Annotated in this window: 13 protein-coding genes; 3 read left to right on the top strand and 10 right to left on the bottom strand. The window is 74.6% G+C overall.

All coding sequences use genetic code 11. The features are described from left to right. Position 1 precedes the first annotated feature (1 nt). From ACWCOM_RS14495 to ACWCOM_RS14520, 6 genes are read right to left on the bottom strand one after another with little or no spacing between them, the layout of a single operon-like run. Positions 2-1789 carry a protein kinase domain-containing protein gene (locus tag ACWCOM_RS14495; RefSeq protein ID WP_454549454.1) on the bottom strand — a complete coding sequence of 596 codons (1788 nt, stop codon included), beginning with the start codon at positions 1787-1789 and terminating at the stop codon, positions 2-4. After that, positions 1786-3231: a peptidoglycan D,D-transpeptidase FtsI family protein gene (locus ACWCOM_RS14500; RefSeq protein WP_454549455.1), complete on the bottom strand. Its 1446-nt coding sequence runs from the start codon at positions 3229-3231 to the stop codon at positions 1786-1788. The genes ACWCOM_RS14495 and ACWCOM_RS14500 overlap by 4 nt, the downstream gene beginning before the upstream one ends. Next, positions 3228-4967, bottom strand: coding sequence for an FtsW/RodA/SpoVE family cell cycle protein (locus ACWCOM_RS14505; RefSeq protein WP_454549456.1), 1740 nt, complete (start codon positions 4965-4967; stop codon positions 3228-3230). Before ACWCOM_RS14505 ends, ACWCOM_RS14500 begins: the two co-directional genes overlap by 4 nt. After that, positions 4964-6496, bottom strand: coding sequence for a PP2C family protein-serine/threonine phosphatase (locus tag ACWCOM_RS14510; RefSeq protein ID WP_454549457.1), 1533 nt, complete (start codon positions 6494-6496; stop codon positions 4964-4966). Before ACWCOM_RS14510 ends, ACWCOM_RS14505 begins: the two co-directional genes overlap by 4 nt. 3 nt (positions 6497-6499) lie before the next feature. Next, positions 6500-7015: an FHA domain-containing protein FhaB/FipA gene (locus tag ACWCOM_RS14515; protein WP_454549458.1), complete on the bottom strand. Its 516-nt coding sequence runs from the start codon at positions 7013-7015 to the stop codon at positions 6500-6502. After that, the gene (locus tag ACWCOM_RS14520; RefSeq protein ID WP_454549459.1) at positions 7016-7801 is read right to left on the bottom strand and encodes an FhaA domain-containing protein; all 786 of its coding nucleotides are present in this window, start codon (positions 7799-7801) and stop codon (positions 7016-7018) included. A 159-nt stretch (positions 7802-7960) separates the two neighbouring features. Between ACWCOM_RS14520 and ACWCOM_RS14525 the strand changes: the two genes are divergently transcribed. From ACWCOM_RS14525 to rraA, 3 genes are read left to right on the top strand one after another with little or no spacing between them, the layout of a single operon-like run. Beyond that, the gene (locus ACWCOM_RS14525) at positions 7961-8701 is read left to right on the top strand and encodes a PepSY domain-containing protein (RefSeq protein ID WP_454549460.1); all 741 of its coding nucleotides are present in this window, start codon (positions 7961-7963) and stop codon (positions 8699-8701) included. A gap of 40 nt (positions 8702-8741) precedes the next feature. Next, positions 8742-10271: an MDR family MFS transporter gene (locus ACWCOM_RS14530; protein WP_454549461.1), complete on the top strand. Its 1530-nt coding sequence runs from the start codon at positions 8742-8744 to the stop codon at positions 10269-10271. 40 nt (positions 10272-10311) lie between these two features. Next, positions 10312-10791 (top strand): ribonuclease E activity regulator RraA, encoded by a 480-nt coding sequence (gene rraA / locus ACWCOM_RS14535; RefSeq protein WP_454549462.1) that lies wholly within the window; start codon positions 10312-10314, stop codon positions 10789-10791. A gap of 79 nt (positions 10792-10870) precedes the next feature. Here the strand turns inward: rraA and ACWCOM_RS14540 are convergent, their stop codons facing one another. The 4 genes from ACWCOM_RS14540 to ACWCOM_RS14555 form a co-directional block, all read right to left on the bottom strand. Next, positions 10871-12502, bottom strand: coding sequence for an amidohydrolase (locus ACWCOM_RS14540; protein ID WP_454549463.1), 1632 nt, complete (start codon positions 12500-12502; stop codon positions 10871-10873). Positions 12503-12626: 124 nt separating this feature from the next. After that, on the bottom strand, positions 12627-14669 hold the full coding sequence (locus ACWCOM_RS14545; RefSeq protein ID WP_454549464.1) for an oxidoreductase: 2043 nt from the start codon (positions 14667-14669) through the stop codon (positions 12627-12629). Between the two features lie 77 nt (positions 14670-14746). Then, the gene (locus ACWCOM_RS14550; RefSeq protein ID WP_454549465.1) at positions 14747-15295 is read right to left on the bottom strand and encodes a hypothetical protein; all 549 of its coding nucleotides are present in this window, start codon (positions 15293-15295) and stop codon (positions 14747-14749) included. A 48-nt stretch (positions 15296-15343) separates the two neighbouring features. Beyond that, positions 15344-15559 (bottom strand): hypothetical protein, encoded by a 216-nt coding sequence (locus ACWCOM_RS14555; RefSeq protein WP_454549466.1) that lies wholly within the window; start codon positions 15557-15559, stop codon positions 15344-15346. Positions 15560-15687: the final 128 nt, after the last annotated feature.

A 15687-nucleotide genomic window follows, 5' to 3' on the forward strand; every position in this document is an offset into this window, starting at 1 on the left:
CTCAGCCCTCCCGGCCGGGCCCGGTCGGCGGCGCGGTGGGAGTCGCGGTGGGAGCGGCGGAGGAGGTCGGGGAGGGCGTCGGGGACGGCTCGGCGGCCGGGGCGCTCTCCGGCGCCGCGGCCACCCACATCTCGATGGTGTCGCCGGGGCGCACGGTCGAGCCGCCCAGCGGCTGGGTGCGCAGCACCGTGCCCGGCGCGGCGTCCTCGGTGGGCTCGTCGTACCGGATGATGTTCACCCCGAGCAGCCGGATCTGGTCGATCAGCGGGTCCGCCTGCTGCCCGACCATCCCGGAGGGAAGCTCCACGGTGTCGGGGCCGGTGGAGAAGGACACCGTGACGGTGGCCCCCCGCTGCACCTGGCCGACGGGGTTCACGGACAGGACCGCGTTCTCCTCCCGGTCCGAGGTCTGGCCCTGCCGCTCGACCCGGAAGCCGAGGTCGGACAGCTCCTGGACCACGTCGTCGACCGGGCGGCCCTCGTACCGGGCCGCCAGGACCTCCACGGTCTCCGCCGCGTCGGCCGGCGGGGCGGTCGTCGGCTCCGGCACGACCGTGGTGGAGACCGTGCCCGTGGGGGTCGGCTCCGGGGTCACGGCCGCGGGCTCCCGGAGGAGGAAGAACCACAGCAGCCCGGCGAGCAGGCCCAGCGTCAGCAGCACCGGCAGCAACCACGCCCACACCGAGCGCCGCTCCCGGCGGCGCTCCTCCGGCGGAGCGGGGTCCGCGCCGTCGCCCGGCCCGCGGGGAGGCCCGACGACGTCCAGCTCGGCCGTGATGGGACGCGCCGGACCCGCGGCGGCGGCCACCCCGGCGGCGGTCGCCCCGGCGCCGGCCGCCCGGGCGGTGCCGTCGCGCTCCAGCAGCCGGGTCGGCGCGTCGGCGACGGGCTCGAAGGCCTGGGTGGGCTCGTCGTCGGGCAGGTCGAGGAAGGCCCGCATCCCGGGCACGGCTGCGACCGCGGCGGCCTCGTCCCCGCGGCGCAGCGCGTCCACGGCGGTGGCGAGGGCCCCCGCCGTGGCCGGGCGGTCCTTGGGGTCCTTGGCGAGCATGGACATCACGAGGGCCTGCACCGGGTCCGGCACGTCCTCGGGCAGCGCGGGCGGCGGGTCGTTGACCTGGGCGAGGGCGATCGCGATCTGCGACTCCCCGGTGAAGGGCCGGCGCCCGGCCAGGCACTCGTAGCCGATGATGCCCAGGGAGTAGATGTCCGAGGAGCCCGTGGCGGTCTGGCCCGTGGCCTGCTCCGGGGCGAGGTACTGGGCGGTGCCCATCACCTGGCCGGTGGCCGTGAGCGGGACCTGGTCCGCGAGGCGGGCGATCCCGAAGTCGGTGACCTTCACCCGGTTGTCCGGGGTGATGATCAGGTTGCCGGGCTTCACGTCGCGGTGCACCAGGCCCTGCGCGTGCGCGGCCGCGAGCGCCCGCGCCGTCTGCCCGATGTAGTTCAGCACCGTGTCCGGGTCCAGGGTCTTGCGCCGCTCGATGATGTTGGACAGCGGCTCGCCCGGGACGAGCTCCATGACCAGGAAGGCCGAGCCCTCCTCCTCGCCGTAGTCGAAGACGTTCGCGACCCCCGGGTGGTTCAGCAGGGCGGTGTGCCGCGCCTCGGCGCGGAAGCGCTGCAGGAAGTTGGGGTCGCCGTTGTACTCCTCCTTGAGGATCTTCACGGCGACGATGCGGCCCAGGACCCGGTCCTTGGCCTTCCAGACCTCACCCATGCCGCCGATCGCGATCCGATCGGTCAGTGCGTAGCGCCCGCCCAGGACGGTGCTCGACGAAGGTCTCACTTGTTCAACACCGCCTCGAAGAGTTGCTTGGCGCTCGGACTGGTCAGAGAGGCGCCCGTCGCCACGTCCACGTCCTCGAAGACGACGGCGAGGGCCACCTGGGGGTCGTCGGCCGGGGCGAAGCCCGTGAACCAGGCGTCGTTCAGGCCTTCGTCCGAGCCGATCTCGGCGGTGCCCGTCTTCCCGGCGACCCGGACGCCCGGCACGGCCGCCCCGCGGGCGATGCCGTCGTCGACCACCTCGACCATGAGGTCCGAGACGGTCCGGGCGACGTCCGCGCTCGTGGAGCGGCGCAGCTGCTCCGGGGCGAACTCGTCGATCACGGACAGGTCGGAGGAGCGGACCGTCTCCACGAGCTGGGGCTTCATCTGCACGCCGTCGTTCGCGATGGCAGCGCTCGTCATGGCGACCTGCAGGGGCGTGGTGCGCACGTCGTACTGGCCGATGGCGGACAGCGCGAGCTGGGACTCGTTGAGCTCCTCCGGGAAGAGCGACGGCGTCACCTTCAGCGGCACCGACAGCGACTCCCCGTAGCCGAAGTTCTGGGCGGTCTGCCGGATCGCCTCGTCCCCGAGGTCCAGGGCGATCGAGGCGAACGGGGTGTTGCAGGACTGCTCGAGCGCGAACTCCAGGTCCGCCTCGGGGCGGGCGGTGCACCCCCCGCCCACGTAGTTGGGCAGGGTCACGTCGGTGCCGGGCAGGGGCAGCTCCTGCGGGTTCGGGATCGAGGACTCCGTGGTGTACTCGCCCGACTCCAGGGCCGCCACGGTGTCGATGATCTTGAACGTCGAGGCGGGGGCGTACAGGTCGCCGGAGATCGCACGGTTGACGAGCGGCGCCGCCGGGTCCGCGTTGAGCCGGTCGGCGGCGGCGATCACGGAGCCGGAGTCGTGGGAGGCGAGCTCGTTGGGGTCGTAGCCGGGGCTGGAGACCATGGCGAGGATCGCGCCGGTCTTCGGGTCGAGGGCGACGATCGAGCCCTGGCGGCCCTCCAGCAGCTGGGCCGCGGTCCGCTGCAGCTCCGGGTCGATGGTCAGCTCGACCGACGCGCCCGTGGGCTGGTCCCCGGAGAACATCGAGACCACGCGGTCGTAGAACTGGTCGTCTGACGCGCCGGAGAGCTCCTCGCCCAGGGCCGCCTCGAGGCCGGTGGCTCCGTAGACCAGCGAGAAGTAGCCCGTCAGGTGCCCGTACAGCAGCGGGTCCGTGTAGACGCGCTGGTACTCGAAGTCGTCCTCCGAGGGCGTGGAGGAGGCCTTCGCGTCGCCGTCCACGAGGATCGCCCCGCGGTCCGCGCCGAACTGGTCGTAGAGGCTGCGGTTGTTCCACGGGTGGGCCTCGAGGGTGCGCGCCGCGAAGAACTGCACGTAGGTCAGCGCCAGGAGCAGTACGGTGAAGATCGCCACGCCGGCCACCCAGGTGTGTCGGATCGCCCGGTTCACGATGCTCCTCCGTTCTCGGTGCGCCGGGGACCGCCCGGGGTGCGGCGGTCCTGGTCGGTGAGGCGGGACATGGCCTCGGTGGGGGTGCCGTCGTCGGCCGGGTCGTCCTCCGGGCCGCGGCGCCCGCCCGGGCCGGCGGCCGCGATCGGCTCGGTCGCCCCGGTGTCGTCGGGCACCACGTGCTGGCGGGCCGTGTCCGGGCGCGCGGCCGGCCCCTCCGCGGTGCGGTCGCCGGCGGGCCGCCCGGGCCCGTCCGCATCCCGGCCCGTTCCGAGCCGGCGCTCCCGCCGCTCGGCGCGCTCCTGCTCGTCCCGCCGCGAGGCCTCCCGCAGGGCGGCCTCGTAGGCGGCGATCTCGGCGAGATCGGCCTCGGTGGCCGGGCCGGTGACCACGGGCCGGCGGGCCGTGTGCGAGATGGCCAGGATGATCGCCGCGATGATCCAGTTGGACAGCAGCGAGGAGCCCCCGGCGGACATGAACGGGGTGGTGAGGCCGGTCAGGGGGATGAGGCGGGTGACCCCGCCGACGACCACGAACAGCTGCAGGACGATGACCGCGGACAGCCCCGCGGCGAGCAGCTTGCCGAAGGCGTCCCGGGTGCCCAGGGCGGCCCGGAAGCCGCGGCTGACGAAGAGGAAGAAGAGCATCAGGATCGCGCCGAGCCCGATCAGGCCGAGCTCCTCGCCGAACGCGGTGATGATCATGTCCGAGTTGGCGTAGGAGACGAGGTCCGGACGGCCCTGGCCCAGGCCCTGCCCGAACAGGCCGCCGGAGGAGAGCCCGAACAGGCCCTGGACGATCTGGGCGGACCCGCCGGGGGCCCGGTTGAAGACCTCCGGGTCGAAGGCGTTGAGCCAGGAGTCCAGGCGCGCCGCCACATGGCCGAAGACCCGGCTCGCGAAGAAGCCGCCGACGGCCACGAGCAGCAGGCCGATCACGATCCAGCTCAGCCGGCTCGTGGCGAGGTAGATCATGGCCAGGAACAGGCCGAAGAACAGGATCGCGGAGCCAAGGTCCCGCTGGAACACCAGCACGCCGATGGCCACGAGCCAGGCGGCGAACATGGGGGCCATGTCCCGGAACCGCGGCAGCCGCAGCGGGCCGAGCTTCTTGCCGGCCAGGAGGATGAGGTCGCGGTTGGTCGAGAGGTACCCGGCGAAGAACACGGCCAGGGTGATCTTCGCGACCTCGCCCGGCTGGAAGGTGCGCCCGCCCACGGAGATCCAGATCCGCGCGCCGTTGAGCTCCACGCCGAGGCCCGGCAGCAGGGGCAGGAGCAGCAGCAGGCCGCTGAGCACCAGGGAGATGTAGGTGATCCGGCGCAGCACCCGGTGGTCCTTGAGGAACCACAGCACCAGGCCGGCGGCGGTCATCGCCAGCGCGGTCCACAGCACCTGGGACTGCGCCGCGGACTGCTCCGTGGTGAGGTCGATGCGGTGGATCATCGCGACGCCGAGGCCGTTGAGGGCCACCACGATGGGCAGCACGTAGGGGTCCGCGTACTTGGCCCGCAGACGGACCACCACGTGCAGGACCAGCGCGCCGACGCCCAGGACCAGGCCGGAGACCAGGATGTGCCGGTCCCCGGAGCCGAGCTGGTCCGGGTCCACGAGGATGTTGGCGCCCACGCCGACGGCCACGGCCACGACCAGCAGCAGCAGCTCGGTGAGCCGCCGCGGCTTCGGCCGGGCCTCGGCGAGCTCCTCGGGGGAGCGGGTTCCGGCGGTGGAGCTCATCGGTCACCTCCAGGGCTCGCGGCGGGGGACGCCGTGGGGGACGCCGTGGGCGACGCCGTGCGCGACGCGTCCGCGGACGTGCCGGGGGAGGAGGTGGCGCGGCGGACGGTGCCGGTGGGGCGCGGCTCCGGCGTGCGGCCGGCGTCCGGGGCGGACTCGCGCAGCTCCTGCACGATCCGCTCCGCCTCCTCCAGACTCCCGGCCGGGATGGCGTTGCGGACCCGCTCCTGGGTGTAGCCGGGCAGGTCCTCGACCCGCAGGTCGGTGGTGCGCTCGAGGTCGCTGAGGCTCACCGGGCCGAGCGACTGGGAGACGCCGTTGTAGATGGCCACGTTGCCCTGCTGCTCGCCCACGTAGTACTGGGAGTTGATCCAGTTGGTGGTCAGCCACCCGCCGGCCACCAGCAGCAGCCCGACCGTGGCCAGGGCCAGGACGGTGAACGCGCCCCTGTTCCGGCGCCGGCGCGAGGACGGGGCGGCGGCCTCCGCCCGGTGCAGCGCCGACTCGACCTCGTGGGGGTCGGCCAGGGCGTCCGGCGCGGAGGTCTGCAGCAGGGTCGCGCGGCGCTGCAGGATGCTGTCGCTCACGGTGGGGATGCGCCCGGTCTGGGTCGCGTTGGCGGCGGCGCCCACCAGCAGGTGCGGACGGGCGGCGAGGTCGCGGCGCAGGACGGCGGCGGAGGACTCCGCGGCCTCCGGGGCGGCCTTCGCGTCCCCGGTGATCTCGTCGGAGGTGAGGGCGAAGCCGGGGTCCGGGACCGCTCCGCGCGTCTCGCCGGTCCGCGGCGCGACCGGGGCGTCGTCGTCGGTCGCGAAGACCTGCACCACGACCACGGTGACGTTGTCCGGCGCCCCGCGGTCCAGGGTCAGCTCCACGAGGGTGTCCACGATCTGGTTGAGGTCGTCCCCGGAGCGCAGCACGGACTCGATGGTCTCGGGCCGCACCACGGCGTTGAGCCCGTCCGAGCACAGCAGCCACCGCTCGCCGATCTCGGGGCGGACGGTCTCCACCTCGATCTCGGGGGAGGCGTCGACGTCCCCGAGCACGCGCATCAGGACGTTCTTGTGCGGGTGGGACTCCGCCTCCTCCGGGCGCAGCCGTCCCTCGTCGATGAGCCGCTGCACGAACGTGTGGTCCCGGGTGACCTGGCGGAACTCGTCCCCCCGCAGCCGGTAGGCCCGCGAGTCGCCGATGTGGGCGACGACGATCTCGTCCTGGTCGGCCAGCAGCGCCGTCACGGTGGTCCCCATCCCGCCCAGGCGGGGGTTGCCCAGGACCAGCCGGGCCAGGTTCTGGTTGGCGTTCTGGATCTCGTCCGCGAGCACGGTGGCGCCGTCGCCGTGGTGGTCGGGCCGGTCGAGGGAGGTGAGGTCCATGACCGCGGACGCGGAGGCGACGTCCCCGCCCACGTGCCCGCCCATCCCGTCGGCGACCACCGCGAGGTGCCGGCCCGCGTAGGCGGAGTCGTCGTTCTTCGAACGGACCCTGCCCACGTCCGAGCGCGCGGCGTAGCGGAAGGCGATCGCCATGCGTCAGGACCTCAGTTCCAGGACGGTCTTGCCCACCCGGAACGGGGTCCCGGCGTCGAGGGGCACGGCCCGGGAGAGGCGCTGCTGGCCCACGAAGGTGCCGTTGGTGGAACCGAGGTCCTCGAGGAACCAGCGGGAGCCCTGCGGGAAGAGCCGGGCGTGGCGCCCTGAGGCGTAGTCGTCGCCGAGGGGGACGGTGGCCTCGGGGGAGCGGCCCAGCAGGACGGGTGCGCTGCCCAGGGCGTAGCTGCGGCCCTGCAGCGGGCCCTCCAGTACCACGAGGGTCTGCGGGAGGGAGCGCTGCTGGCCGGTGGTGGGGCCGGCCGCGGGCGGCGCGGCCGGCTCGGGGGCCGGCGCCGCGGCCGCGGCGCGCCGGTCGGCGCGGGACCGGCCCGGGACGGCGGGGAGCTTCCCGCCGACCGCCAGGTCACGTCCCTGGCTGGCCACGATGCTGAAGATGAAGATCCAGAGCAGGGCCAGGAACCCGAAGCGGAGGAGGGTGACGGTCAGCTCGGACATTCAGCGGTTCCCCTTCGGGGTCAGGAGGCGGAACGTGATCCGGGTCCGTCCCATGGTGATCACGGACCCGTTGACCAGCTCGGAGCGGCCGATCACCCGCTCCCCGTCCACGTAGGAACCGTTGGTCGAGCCGAGGTCCACGGCCAGGAAGTGCTCGCCCTGCCGGCGGATCTCCAGGTGCTTGCGGGACACCCCGGTGTCCTCCACGGTGATGTCCGCCTCGGCGGACCGGCCCAGCACGATCGAGTCCGCGTTGATGGAGAACCGTTCGCCCTCGACGTCGAGCACCGGGATCCAGCGCGGCGCCGGTGCGGCCTGCACGGGGGCGGCCTGCGTGGGCTCGTCCTCCGGGTCGCGGTGGCCGCGGGCGATCCGGTGCCCGCTCGGGGTGCCCGGCGTGTTCGGGGACTCGGCGGTGCGCTGGGCCGAGGAGTGCACGCGGAACTCGCCGGCCTCGACCTCGGGGTTGTGGGTGAAGGAGACCTTGACCGCCCCCTGCAGCGTGTAGGCCTGGCTGCGCGCGTGCTTGATCACGACGTCGCACAGCTCCTCGGCCAGCGGCGTGCCCCAGTCCTGGGCGCGGGGGAAGTCCTCGTCGGAGAACTCCACGACGAACACGTTGGGGGCCATGGTCCGGCCGGCGGAGATGGTGAACGCCTCCTGGTCCAGCTCGCGGCGCAGGGCACTGGCGATCTCGACCGCCTCCACCCGCTTGCGGGAGCCGGTGGTGAAGGCGGCGCGGACGGCCTTCTCGATGTTCTTCTCGAGGTTCTCGAGGAATCCCATGCCGCCTCCTTCCTGGCGTCGATCGCGGTGCGCATGCCCGCGGTCTCGGGTCAGGCGCTCTCCAGGATAGTAGACGTGGTGCCTGTGAGCCGCGTCGACGGCGGCAGGCGCGGCGGCGGACCTCTTGCCAGGACGCCGCACCGGGGGAACAATCCTGGTATGAAGCACACTGATCAAAAGGCCCTGTCCCTCGCCGCGCTCGCGGTCTCGGCGCTGCTGCTGGCCGGCTGCGGCGACGGTGGAGCCGGTGGTGGCGGCGGGGAGGAGACTCCCGGCGGAGCCGGGACCAGCGCCCCCGCCGAGCCCACCGGCACCGAGGACGCGACCGCCGGCGCCGGGAGCGCGTCGGCCACGCCCTCGGACCCGGCGACCGGGGACGAGAGCGCGTCCCCGTCCGGTTCGGCGACCGGGGAGGAGAGCGCGTCCCCGTCGGGTTCGGCGACCGGCGACGAGAGCGCGTCCCCGACCTCCTCGCCCGGCGGCGGGGGCGAGGCCGCGACCGTGGTGGGCGCGGTCGTCGCCGCCGAGGAGGCCGTGGCGGGGGGCCAGGTCTTCGAGATCGACCGCAAGGACGGGGAGGAGGGCTGGGAGGTCAAGCTCGCCGTCGGCGACCGGGAGAAGGAGGTCGACGTCTCCCCGGACGGCTCCGAGGTCACCCCGCAGGAGGGCGACGACCAGCTGGACCAGGAGGACCGCGAGCGGGTCGCCGAGGTGCAGGTCCCGCTGGAGGACGCCGTCCGGACCGCGCTGGACGAGGTGGACGGCACGCTCGACGGCGCCCAGCTCGAGACGGAGGACGGCACCACGGTGTGGGAGGTCGACGTCGACGACCCCAACGGGACCTCTGCGGACGTGTACGTCAACGTGGCCAACGGCTCCGTCGTCAAGGTCGATCGCTGACCCGGTGACCGGAGCTCCCGCACGCTCCGAGGAGCGCCAGTTGCGGCTCACGTTCCTCGGGCTGCTGATGGCCGTGCTGCTGGCCGCCCTCGACCAGACGATCGTGGCCACGGCCCTGCCCGCGATCGTCGGGGACCTCGACGGGCTGGACCGCATCTCGTGGGTGGTCACGGCGTACGTGCTGGCGGCCACGGTGGGCCTGCCGGTCTACGGGAAGCTGGGCGACCTCTTCGGGCGCAAGCGGATCTTCCTCGTCGCCGTGGTGGTCTTCCTCCTCGGCTCGGTCCTGGCCGGCGCCGCCCGGGACATGACCCAGCTCATCGTGTTCCGCGCCCTGCAGGGCCTCGGCGGCGGAGGCCTGCTGATCGGGGCGCAGGCGATCATCGCGGACCTCGTCCCGGCGCGCGAGCGCGGGCGGTACATGGGCGTGATCGGGGCGGCCTTCGGCCTCGCCTCGGTGAGCGGGCCGCTGCTGGGCGGATTCCTCACCGACCTCGTGGGCTGGCGCTCGGTGTTCTACATCAACCTGCCGCTGGGCCTGGTGACCCTCGTGTTCATCCCGCGCTTCCTGCACCTGCCGCACGTCCCGCGGGGGCGGGTGCGGCTGGACGTGCTCGGGGCCGCGGTGCTGGCCGCGGGCAGCACCGCGTTCGTGCTGCTGACCACCTGGGCCGGCACCGTCCACCCCTGGACCAGCCCGCCGGTCCTCGGGCTGGCCGGCGCGGTGGCCGTGCTGACGGGGCTGTTCGTGCTGGTGGAGCGCCGCGCCGCGGAGCCCATCATCCCGCTGCACCTGTTCCGGGTGCGCAACTTCGTGGTGCCCACGGCGGCGGCCGTCGGGATGGGCGTGATCATGTTCGCCACGATCACCTATCTGCCCACCTATCTGCAGATGGTGGAGGGCGCCTCGGCCACGGCGGCCGGGCTGATGATGATCCCCGTGACGGCCGGGATGCTCGTCGGCACCATCGGCACGGGGCGCCGGATCGCGCGCACCGGCCGCTACCGGCTGTGGCCGGTGCTGGGCTCGGCGGTGATGGCCGCGGGCCTCGTGCTGCTCTCCACGATCGACGAGAGCACCCCCTATGTCCTGACGGCCACCGGCATGGTCGTGATCGGCCTCGGGATCGGCTGCCTCATGCAGAACCTCGTGCTGATCGTGCAGAACGCCGTGCCGCCGGCGGACGTGGGGGCCGCGACCTCCGCCTCGAACTACTTCCGGCAGACCGGCGCCTCCTTCGGGATCGCGGTGTTCGGCTCGGTGTTCGTGGCCCGGCTCGACGGCGTCCTCGGGGACGTCCCGTTCCCGGCCGGGCCGGACGTCAACGCGCTGAGCCCGCAGGTGCTCGCGTCCCTGCCCGCCCCGGCGCAGGAGGCGGTGGCGCAGGCCTTCGCCCAGGCCCTGCCCCCGCTCTACCTGTGGGGGCTGCCGGTGGCCGCGGCGTGCCTGGTGCTGTCCCTGCTGATCGAGGAGCTCCCGCTGGGCACGGCCACCGGTCCCGCCCCCGCGGAGGAGGACGCGCGCTCCGCGCAGCGGGCCGGGGCCGAACCGCAGGGCGCCGCTGACTAGGCTGGCCCCGAGACCACCACCGCATGCCGAGGAGCAGCAGATGACCGATCCGCGCCCGTTCACCACCGCCGACCTCTACGACGAGCGCGGCGAGCAGCTGATGTCCTGCCCGCGCCAGTTCCTCGACCTGGGCGGGGTGCGCGCCTTCACCGGCCCGGTGCGCACGGTGCGCTGCTTCCAGGACAACGGCCTCGTCAAGGCGGTGCTCAACTCCCCGGGGGAGGGGGCGGTCCTGGTGGTGGACGGGCACGGCTCGATGGGCACCGCCCTCATGGGGGACATGATCGCGGAGTCCGCCGTGCGCAACGGCTGGGCCGGTGTCATCGTCAACGGGCCGGTCCGGGACCGGGTCGCCCTCGCCGGGCTGCCCCTGGGGGTCAAGGCCCTGGGCTCGAACCCGCGCAAGTCCGCCAAGGACGCCGTCGGGGAGCAGGACGTGCCGGTCGTCATCGAGGGCGTGACCTTCCGCCCCGGCCGCACCGTGTGGGCGGACGAGGACGGGATCCTGGTCGAGAGCTGACCGGCCCGCCGGCGCACGGGCGGCCGGATCCGGAGGCCGCCAGGGACTCGTCCCCCGCGGCGTGCCCGGGGCGGCGGGCTCAACCGGCCCGGTGGGTGAGCCGGCCGCCGCGCCACGTGGCGCGCACGCCGATGTGCTCCACCGACCCCCCGCGCCGGTGCACCTCCACCGGGTCCTGCTCGAGCACCACCAGGTCCGCCTGCTTGCCCACGGCCAGGGAGCCGATCCGGTCGGACATCCCCAGGGCGGCCGCGGCCTCGGAGGTGTAGGCGGCCAGCGCCTCCATGACGTCCAGCCGCTCGGCGGCGGGGCCGAAGCGGCGGCCGTCCCCGTCGAGACGGTCGGTCCAGGCCTGGACGGAGCGCAGCACGTCGCCGTCGGCCACCGGGCGGTCCGAGCTGCCCGCGATCCGCACGCCCGCGTCGAGGAAGCTGCGGCCCCGGTAGGTCCAGTCCGTGCGCCGCGGGCCCAGCAGCCGGCGGAACTGCGCGCCCATGGGGCGCAGGAAGCCGATCTGCGGGGTGACGCAGATCCCGGCGGCGGCGAGCCGCGGCAGCTGGTCGGGGCGGGTGATGCTCGCGTGCTCGATCCGGTTGGGGAAGCGGCGGCGACCGTGCGCGTCCTGGCACCCGGTGAGCACGTCGATCGCGAAGTCGACGGCCCGGTCCCCGATCGCGTGGGCGGCCACCGACCAGCCCGCCCGGTAGGCCCCGCGGATCGCCGCCGCCATCTGCTCGGGGTCCTCCTGGAAGTACCCCGTGGAGTGCCCGCTGCCGCAGAAGGCCTCGGTCACCGCGGCGGTCTCCCCGAGCAGCGAGCCGTCGACGAAGACCTTCACCGGTCCCAGCACGAGCTCGTCGTCGCCGAACCCGGTGCGCAGCCCGAGGTCCAGGCCGCGGGCGGTGCCCTCGCCGAGACCGCCGATCCCGTGCAGCACGTCCAGCACCGGCATCACCTGCGCGCGGGCGTGCAGGAGCCCCTCCTCACGGGCCCGCTGATAGGCCTGCAGCTCGGCCGGGTGGTGCCCGATCCAGCCGCCGCCGATCCCGGCCTCCGCGAACGTGGTGATGCCCTCCGCGGCGTAGCGGGCGGTGGCCCGCCCCAGGGCCGCCACGACCTTGCCCAGCGGGTACGGGCGGAACAGGTCCTGGACCATCGCCTGGGCCGTCTCCTCGACCAGGCCGGTGGCCCGCCCGGCGTCGTCGCGCACCACCCGCCCGCCCACCGGGTCCGGGGTGCCGGGGGCGAGCACCCCGGCCCGGCGCAGCGCCTCCGAGTTCACCACCGCGGCGTGGCCGGACGTGTGCCGGACGAACAGCGGCGTGCTGCCGGTGATCCGGTCCAGGACGTCGATGTCGGGCGGGGCCCCGCCCACGCCGGCCGGGTAGAAGCCGGTGGCCATGAGCCACTCCTCGTCCCGCGGCTTGGCGGCCATGCCCTGCTCCAGGGCCGCGTAGAGCCGGTCCAGGGAGGAGCACCCGGACAGGTCCACCTCGGCGAGGCCCAGCCCGAACCACGCGGTGTGGCAGTGCGCGTCCACGAAGCCGGGCAGCACCGTGGCCCCGCCCAGGTCCACGGTCTCGGCCGCCGGGACGTCGGGGTCGTCGAGGACCACGATCCGCCCCCCGTGCACCCCCAGGCTCGACGCCCGCGGCCGGGCGGGGTCCATCGTGCGGACCGTGGCGTTGACGAGCAGGAGATCGAGCTGCATGGGGATCCTTTCCGCGGGGCCGGTCCCATCGTGGCACCCGGGGTCCGGGTCCCGCACGGCCGCGCACGGGCCCGGCGCGGCCCCGGCGCCGCCGCGGCACCGGGACCCGCGGGACGGGGTCCGGTCAGCCGATGGCGGCCACGAGCTCCGTGGCCTGGCGGATCGCGCGCTTGGCGTCCAGCTCGGCCGCCGCGTCGGCCCCGCCGATGAGGTGCACCGGTACGGCGTCGGCGTCGTGGCCGGCGGCCAGCAGCGCGTCGTGCAGCTGCCGCAGCGGCTCCTGGCCGGTGCACAGCACCACGGTGTCCACCGCGAGCACCTGCTCGACGGGCGCGGCGCCGTCGGGCCCGGGGACGGTGAGGTGCAGCCCGTCGTCGTCGATCCGCCGGTAGCGCACGCCGCTCAGGGCGCGCACGCCCCCGGCCTGGAGAGAGGCCCGGTGGATCCACCCGGTGGTGCGGCCCAGGCCGGCCCCGGGCTTGCCGGGGGAGCGCTGCAGCAGCGTCACCTCGCGGGCCGGGCGCGGCGGTGCGGGGGGCACCAGGCCGCCGCGGGCGGTGAGCGTGGTGTCCACGCCCCACGCCCGGTAGAAGTCGCTCGCGGCGCCGGGGGAGTGCAGCAGGTACTCGGCGACGTCGAAGCCGATCCCCCCGGCGCCCAGGACGGCGACCCGCCGCCCGACCGGTGCGCCGTGCTGGAGGACGTCCCGGTAGCCCACGACCGAGGGGTGGTCCACGCCCTCGACCGCGGGCACGCGCGGCACCACGCCGGTGGCGAGCACCACGCGGTCGAAGCCGCCCAGGTGCTCCGGCGCGGCGGGCGTGCCCAGTCGCACGTCCACCCCCAGCTGCGCCAGCCGCACGCCGTAGTAGCGCAGGGTCTCGGCGTACTCCTCCTTGCCGGGGATGCGCAGGGCCAGGCAGAACTGCCCGCCGATGTGCTCCTCGGCCTCGAACAGCGTCACGGCGTGGCCGGCCTCCGCGGCGCCGACCGCGAAGGCGAGCCCGGCCGGGCCCGCCCCGACCACGCCGATCCGCTCGGCCCGGCGGGTGGGCCCCAGGCGCAGCAGCGTCTCGTGGCCCGCCCGCGGATTGACCAGGCAGGAGGCGGTGCGCCCGGCGAAGGTGTGGTCCAGGCAGGCCTGGTTGCACGCGATGCAGGTGTTGATGGTCTCGGCGCGGCCTTGCGCGGCCTTGGCCACGAACTCCGGGTCCGCGAGCAGCGGCCGGGCGAGGGAGACCATGTCGGCGTCGCCGTCGGCCAGGATCCGCTCCGCCGTCTCCGGGGTGTTGATGCGGTTCACCGCGACCAGCGGGATCCCCACCTCGCCCTTGAGCCGGCGGGTCACCCAGGAGAAGCCGCCGCGGGGGACGACCGTGGCGATGGTAGGGATCCGCGCCTCGTGCCAGCCGATGCCCGTGTTGAGCAGCGAGGCCCCGGCGGCCTCGACCGCCCGCGCCAGCTCCACGACCTCCTCGAGCGTCGACCCGCCCGGGACCAGGTCCAGCATCGACAGCCGGTAGACGAGGAGGAACTCCGGGCCCGTGCGCTCGCGGACGCGGCGGACGATCTCGACGGGCAGGCGCATCCGGTGCGCCCAGCACCCGCCCCACTCGTCGGTGCGGTGGTTGGTCTCGGCGGCGACGAACTCGTTGATCAGGTAGCCCTCGGAACCCATGATCTCCACGCCGTCGTAGCCGGCCTCCCGCGCCCGCTCCGCGGTGCGGGCGAAGTCCTCGATGGTCCGCTCGATCTCCTCGCCGGTGAGCTCGTGCGGGACCACCGGGCTGATGGGGGCGCGCCGGGGGCTCGGGGCCACCGCGGCCGGGGCCTGGGCGTAGCGGCCGGAGTGCAGGATCTGCAGCGCGATCCGCCCGCCCTCGGCGTGCACGGCCCCGGTCACCGTGCGGTGCCGGGCCACCTCCTCGGCAGTGCGCAGGAGGGCGCCGCCGGCGCGGGTGGCGCCCTCGGGATTGGGGCCGACGCCGCCCGTGACGATGAGTCCGACGCCGCCGCGCACCCGCTCCGCGTAGAACGCCGCGAGCCGCTCGAACCCACCGGGCTGCTCCTCGAGGCCGGTGTGCATCGAGCCCATGAGCACCCGGTTCGGCAGCGTCGTGCCGCCCAGCTGCAGGGGGGACAGCAGGTGCGGATAGGGCCGGGTCATCCGATACTCCTCGTCTCAGGTACCGGGGTCACCGTAGGCGAGAAGTGATGTGCGCCACAAGTCGGCGCGGAGGGGTGTCAGAGCTCATGCAGCCGCTGCTTCCAGAACGCCCGCCGGTGCTCGACGTCCTCGGGGGAGGCCAGTCCGGAGTGGTTCACGCCGGCCGTGCACCGCCCGGGGTCCTTGGCCCTGATGTGCACCGTGACCCGGGAGCCGTCCACCAGGCGCACCCGCCAGTACCGCCAGGTCTCGGTGGCGCTGGTGCTGGGCCGGCCCTCGGGGGCCACGCCGGCGATCTCCGCGGCCCCGCCCAGGAGGGCGTCCCAGCGGGCCAGCACCTCGTCCGGCGTGCCGGGCACGGTCCGCCCGGCGCTGACGGCCCAGCTCCCGTCCCCGGCCTGGCCGGGACGCCGGACGCCGGTGTGCTGCTCGTAGGCCACCGTGATCTGCTGGGCCCACCACCCGGGGTTCTCCACGACGCCGTCGAGCTGCTCCGCCAGGAGCTGGGCGATCCGCCCGTGGCTCATCCTGCGGGCGCCGTGGGCGTCGAGCCGGGCCGCCCAGGTCTCCCACGGGGTGCCCGTGGCCTCGGTGATGCCGCGCGTGCTGGTGCCTCGGGTGCTCATGGCCCCAGGGTAGCGGCGGCCGCGCGCGGAGCGTCCCGCCGGCGCGGCTCAGTCGCCGGCCGTGGGCCCGGGACCGTCCGCGCCGGGGCCGAAGTCCGGGTCGGCCGGGTCGTCGGCGCTGCCCGCGCTCGGGACGCGCTGGCCGGCGTTGGTCTGGCCCAGCGGGTCCTGGGCGGTCTCGAGGTCGCGGGCCGGGGTGTCGGGCACGCCGACGTCGTCGGCCAGGTGCGGGTCGTCGGGGAGCTGGCTGCCGGGGGTCGTCATGGCCCCATCCCACCAGCGGCCCCGGGGTCCTGGCAAGGGCCCGGGGGCAGGAGCGGCCGGAGCGCGATATCGCGCTCAGCGAATGGACAGGGTGCTGACAGTTCCCCGGGGCCGTGGAATAGTGGGTC

The organism is Kocuria sp. KH4, from assembly GCF_053711175.1.

Bases quoted from the DNA above. Each gene is read 5' to 3' on its own strand.
- ACWCOM_RS14505 (WP_454549456.1), bottom strand. From the start codon at position 4,967: ATGAGCTCCACCGCCGGAACCCGCTCCCCCGAGGAGCTCGCCGAGGCC.
- ACWCOM_RS14510 (WP_454549457.1), bottom strand. From the start codon at position 6,496: ATGGCGATCGCCTTCCGCTACGCCGCGCGCTCGGACGTGGGCAGGGTC.
- ACWCOM_RS14515 (WP_454549458.1), bottom strand. From the start codon at position 7,015: ATGTCCGAGCTGACCGTCACCCTCCTCCGCTTCGGGTTCCTGGCCCTG.
- ACWCOM_RS14520 (WP_454549459.1), bottom strand. From the start codon at position 7,801: ATGGGATTCCTCGAGAACCTCGAGAAGAACATCGAGAAGGCCGTCCGC.
- ACWCOM_RS14525 (WP_454549460.1), top strand. From the start codon at position 7,961: ATGAAGCACACTGATCAAAAGGCCCTGTCCCTCGCCGCGCTCGCGGTC.
- rraA (WP_454549462.1), top strand. From the start codon at position 10,312: ATGACCGATCCGCGCCCGTTCACCACCGCCGACCTCTACGACGAGCGC.
- ACWCOM_RS14540 (WP_454549463.1), bottom strand. From the start codon at position 12,502: ATGCAGCTCGATCTCCTGCTCGTCAACGCCACGGTCCGCACGATGGAC.
- ACWCOM_RS14545 (WP_454549464.1), bottom strand. From the start codon at position 14,669: ATGACCCGGCCCTATCCGCACCTGCTGTCCCCCCTGCAGCTGGGCGGC.
- ACWCOM_RS14550 (WP_454549465.1), bottom strand. From the start codon at position 15,295: ATGAGCACCCGAGGCACCAGCACGCGCGGCATCACCGAGGCCACGGGC.
- ACWCOM_RS14555 (WP_454549466.1), bottom strand. From the start codon at position 15,559: ATGACGACCCCCGGCAGCCAGCTCCCCGACGACCCGCACCTGGCCGAC.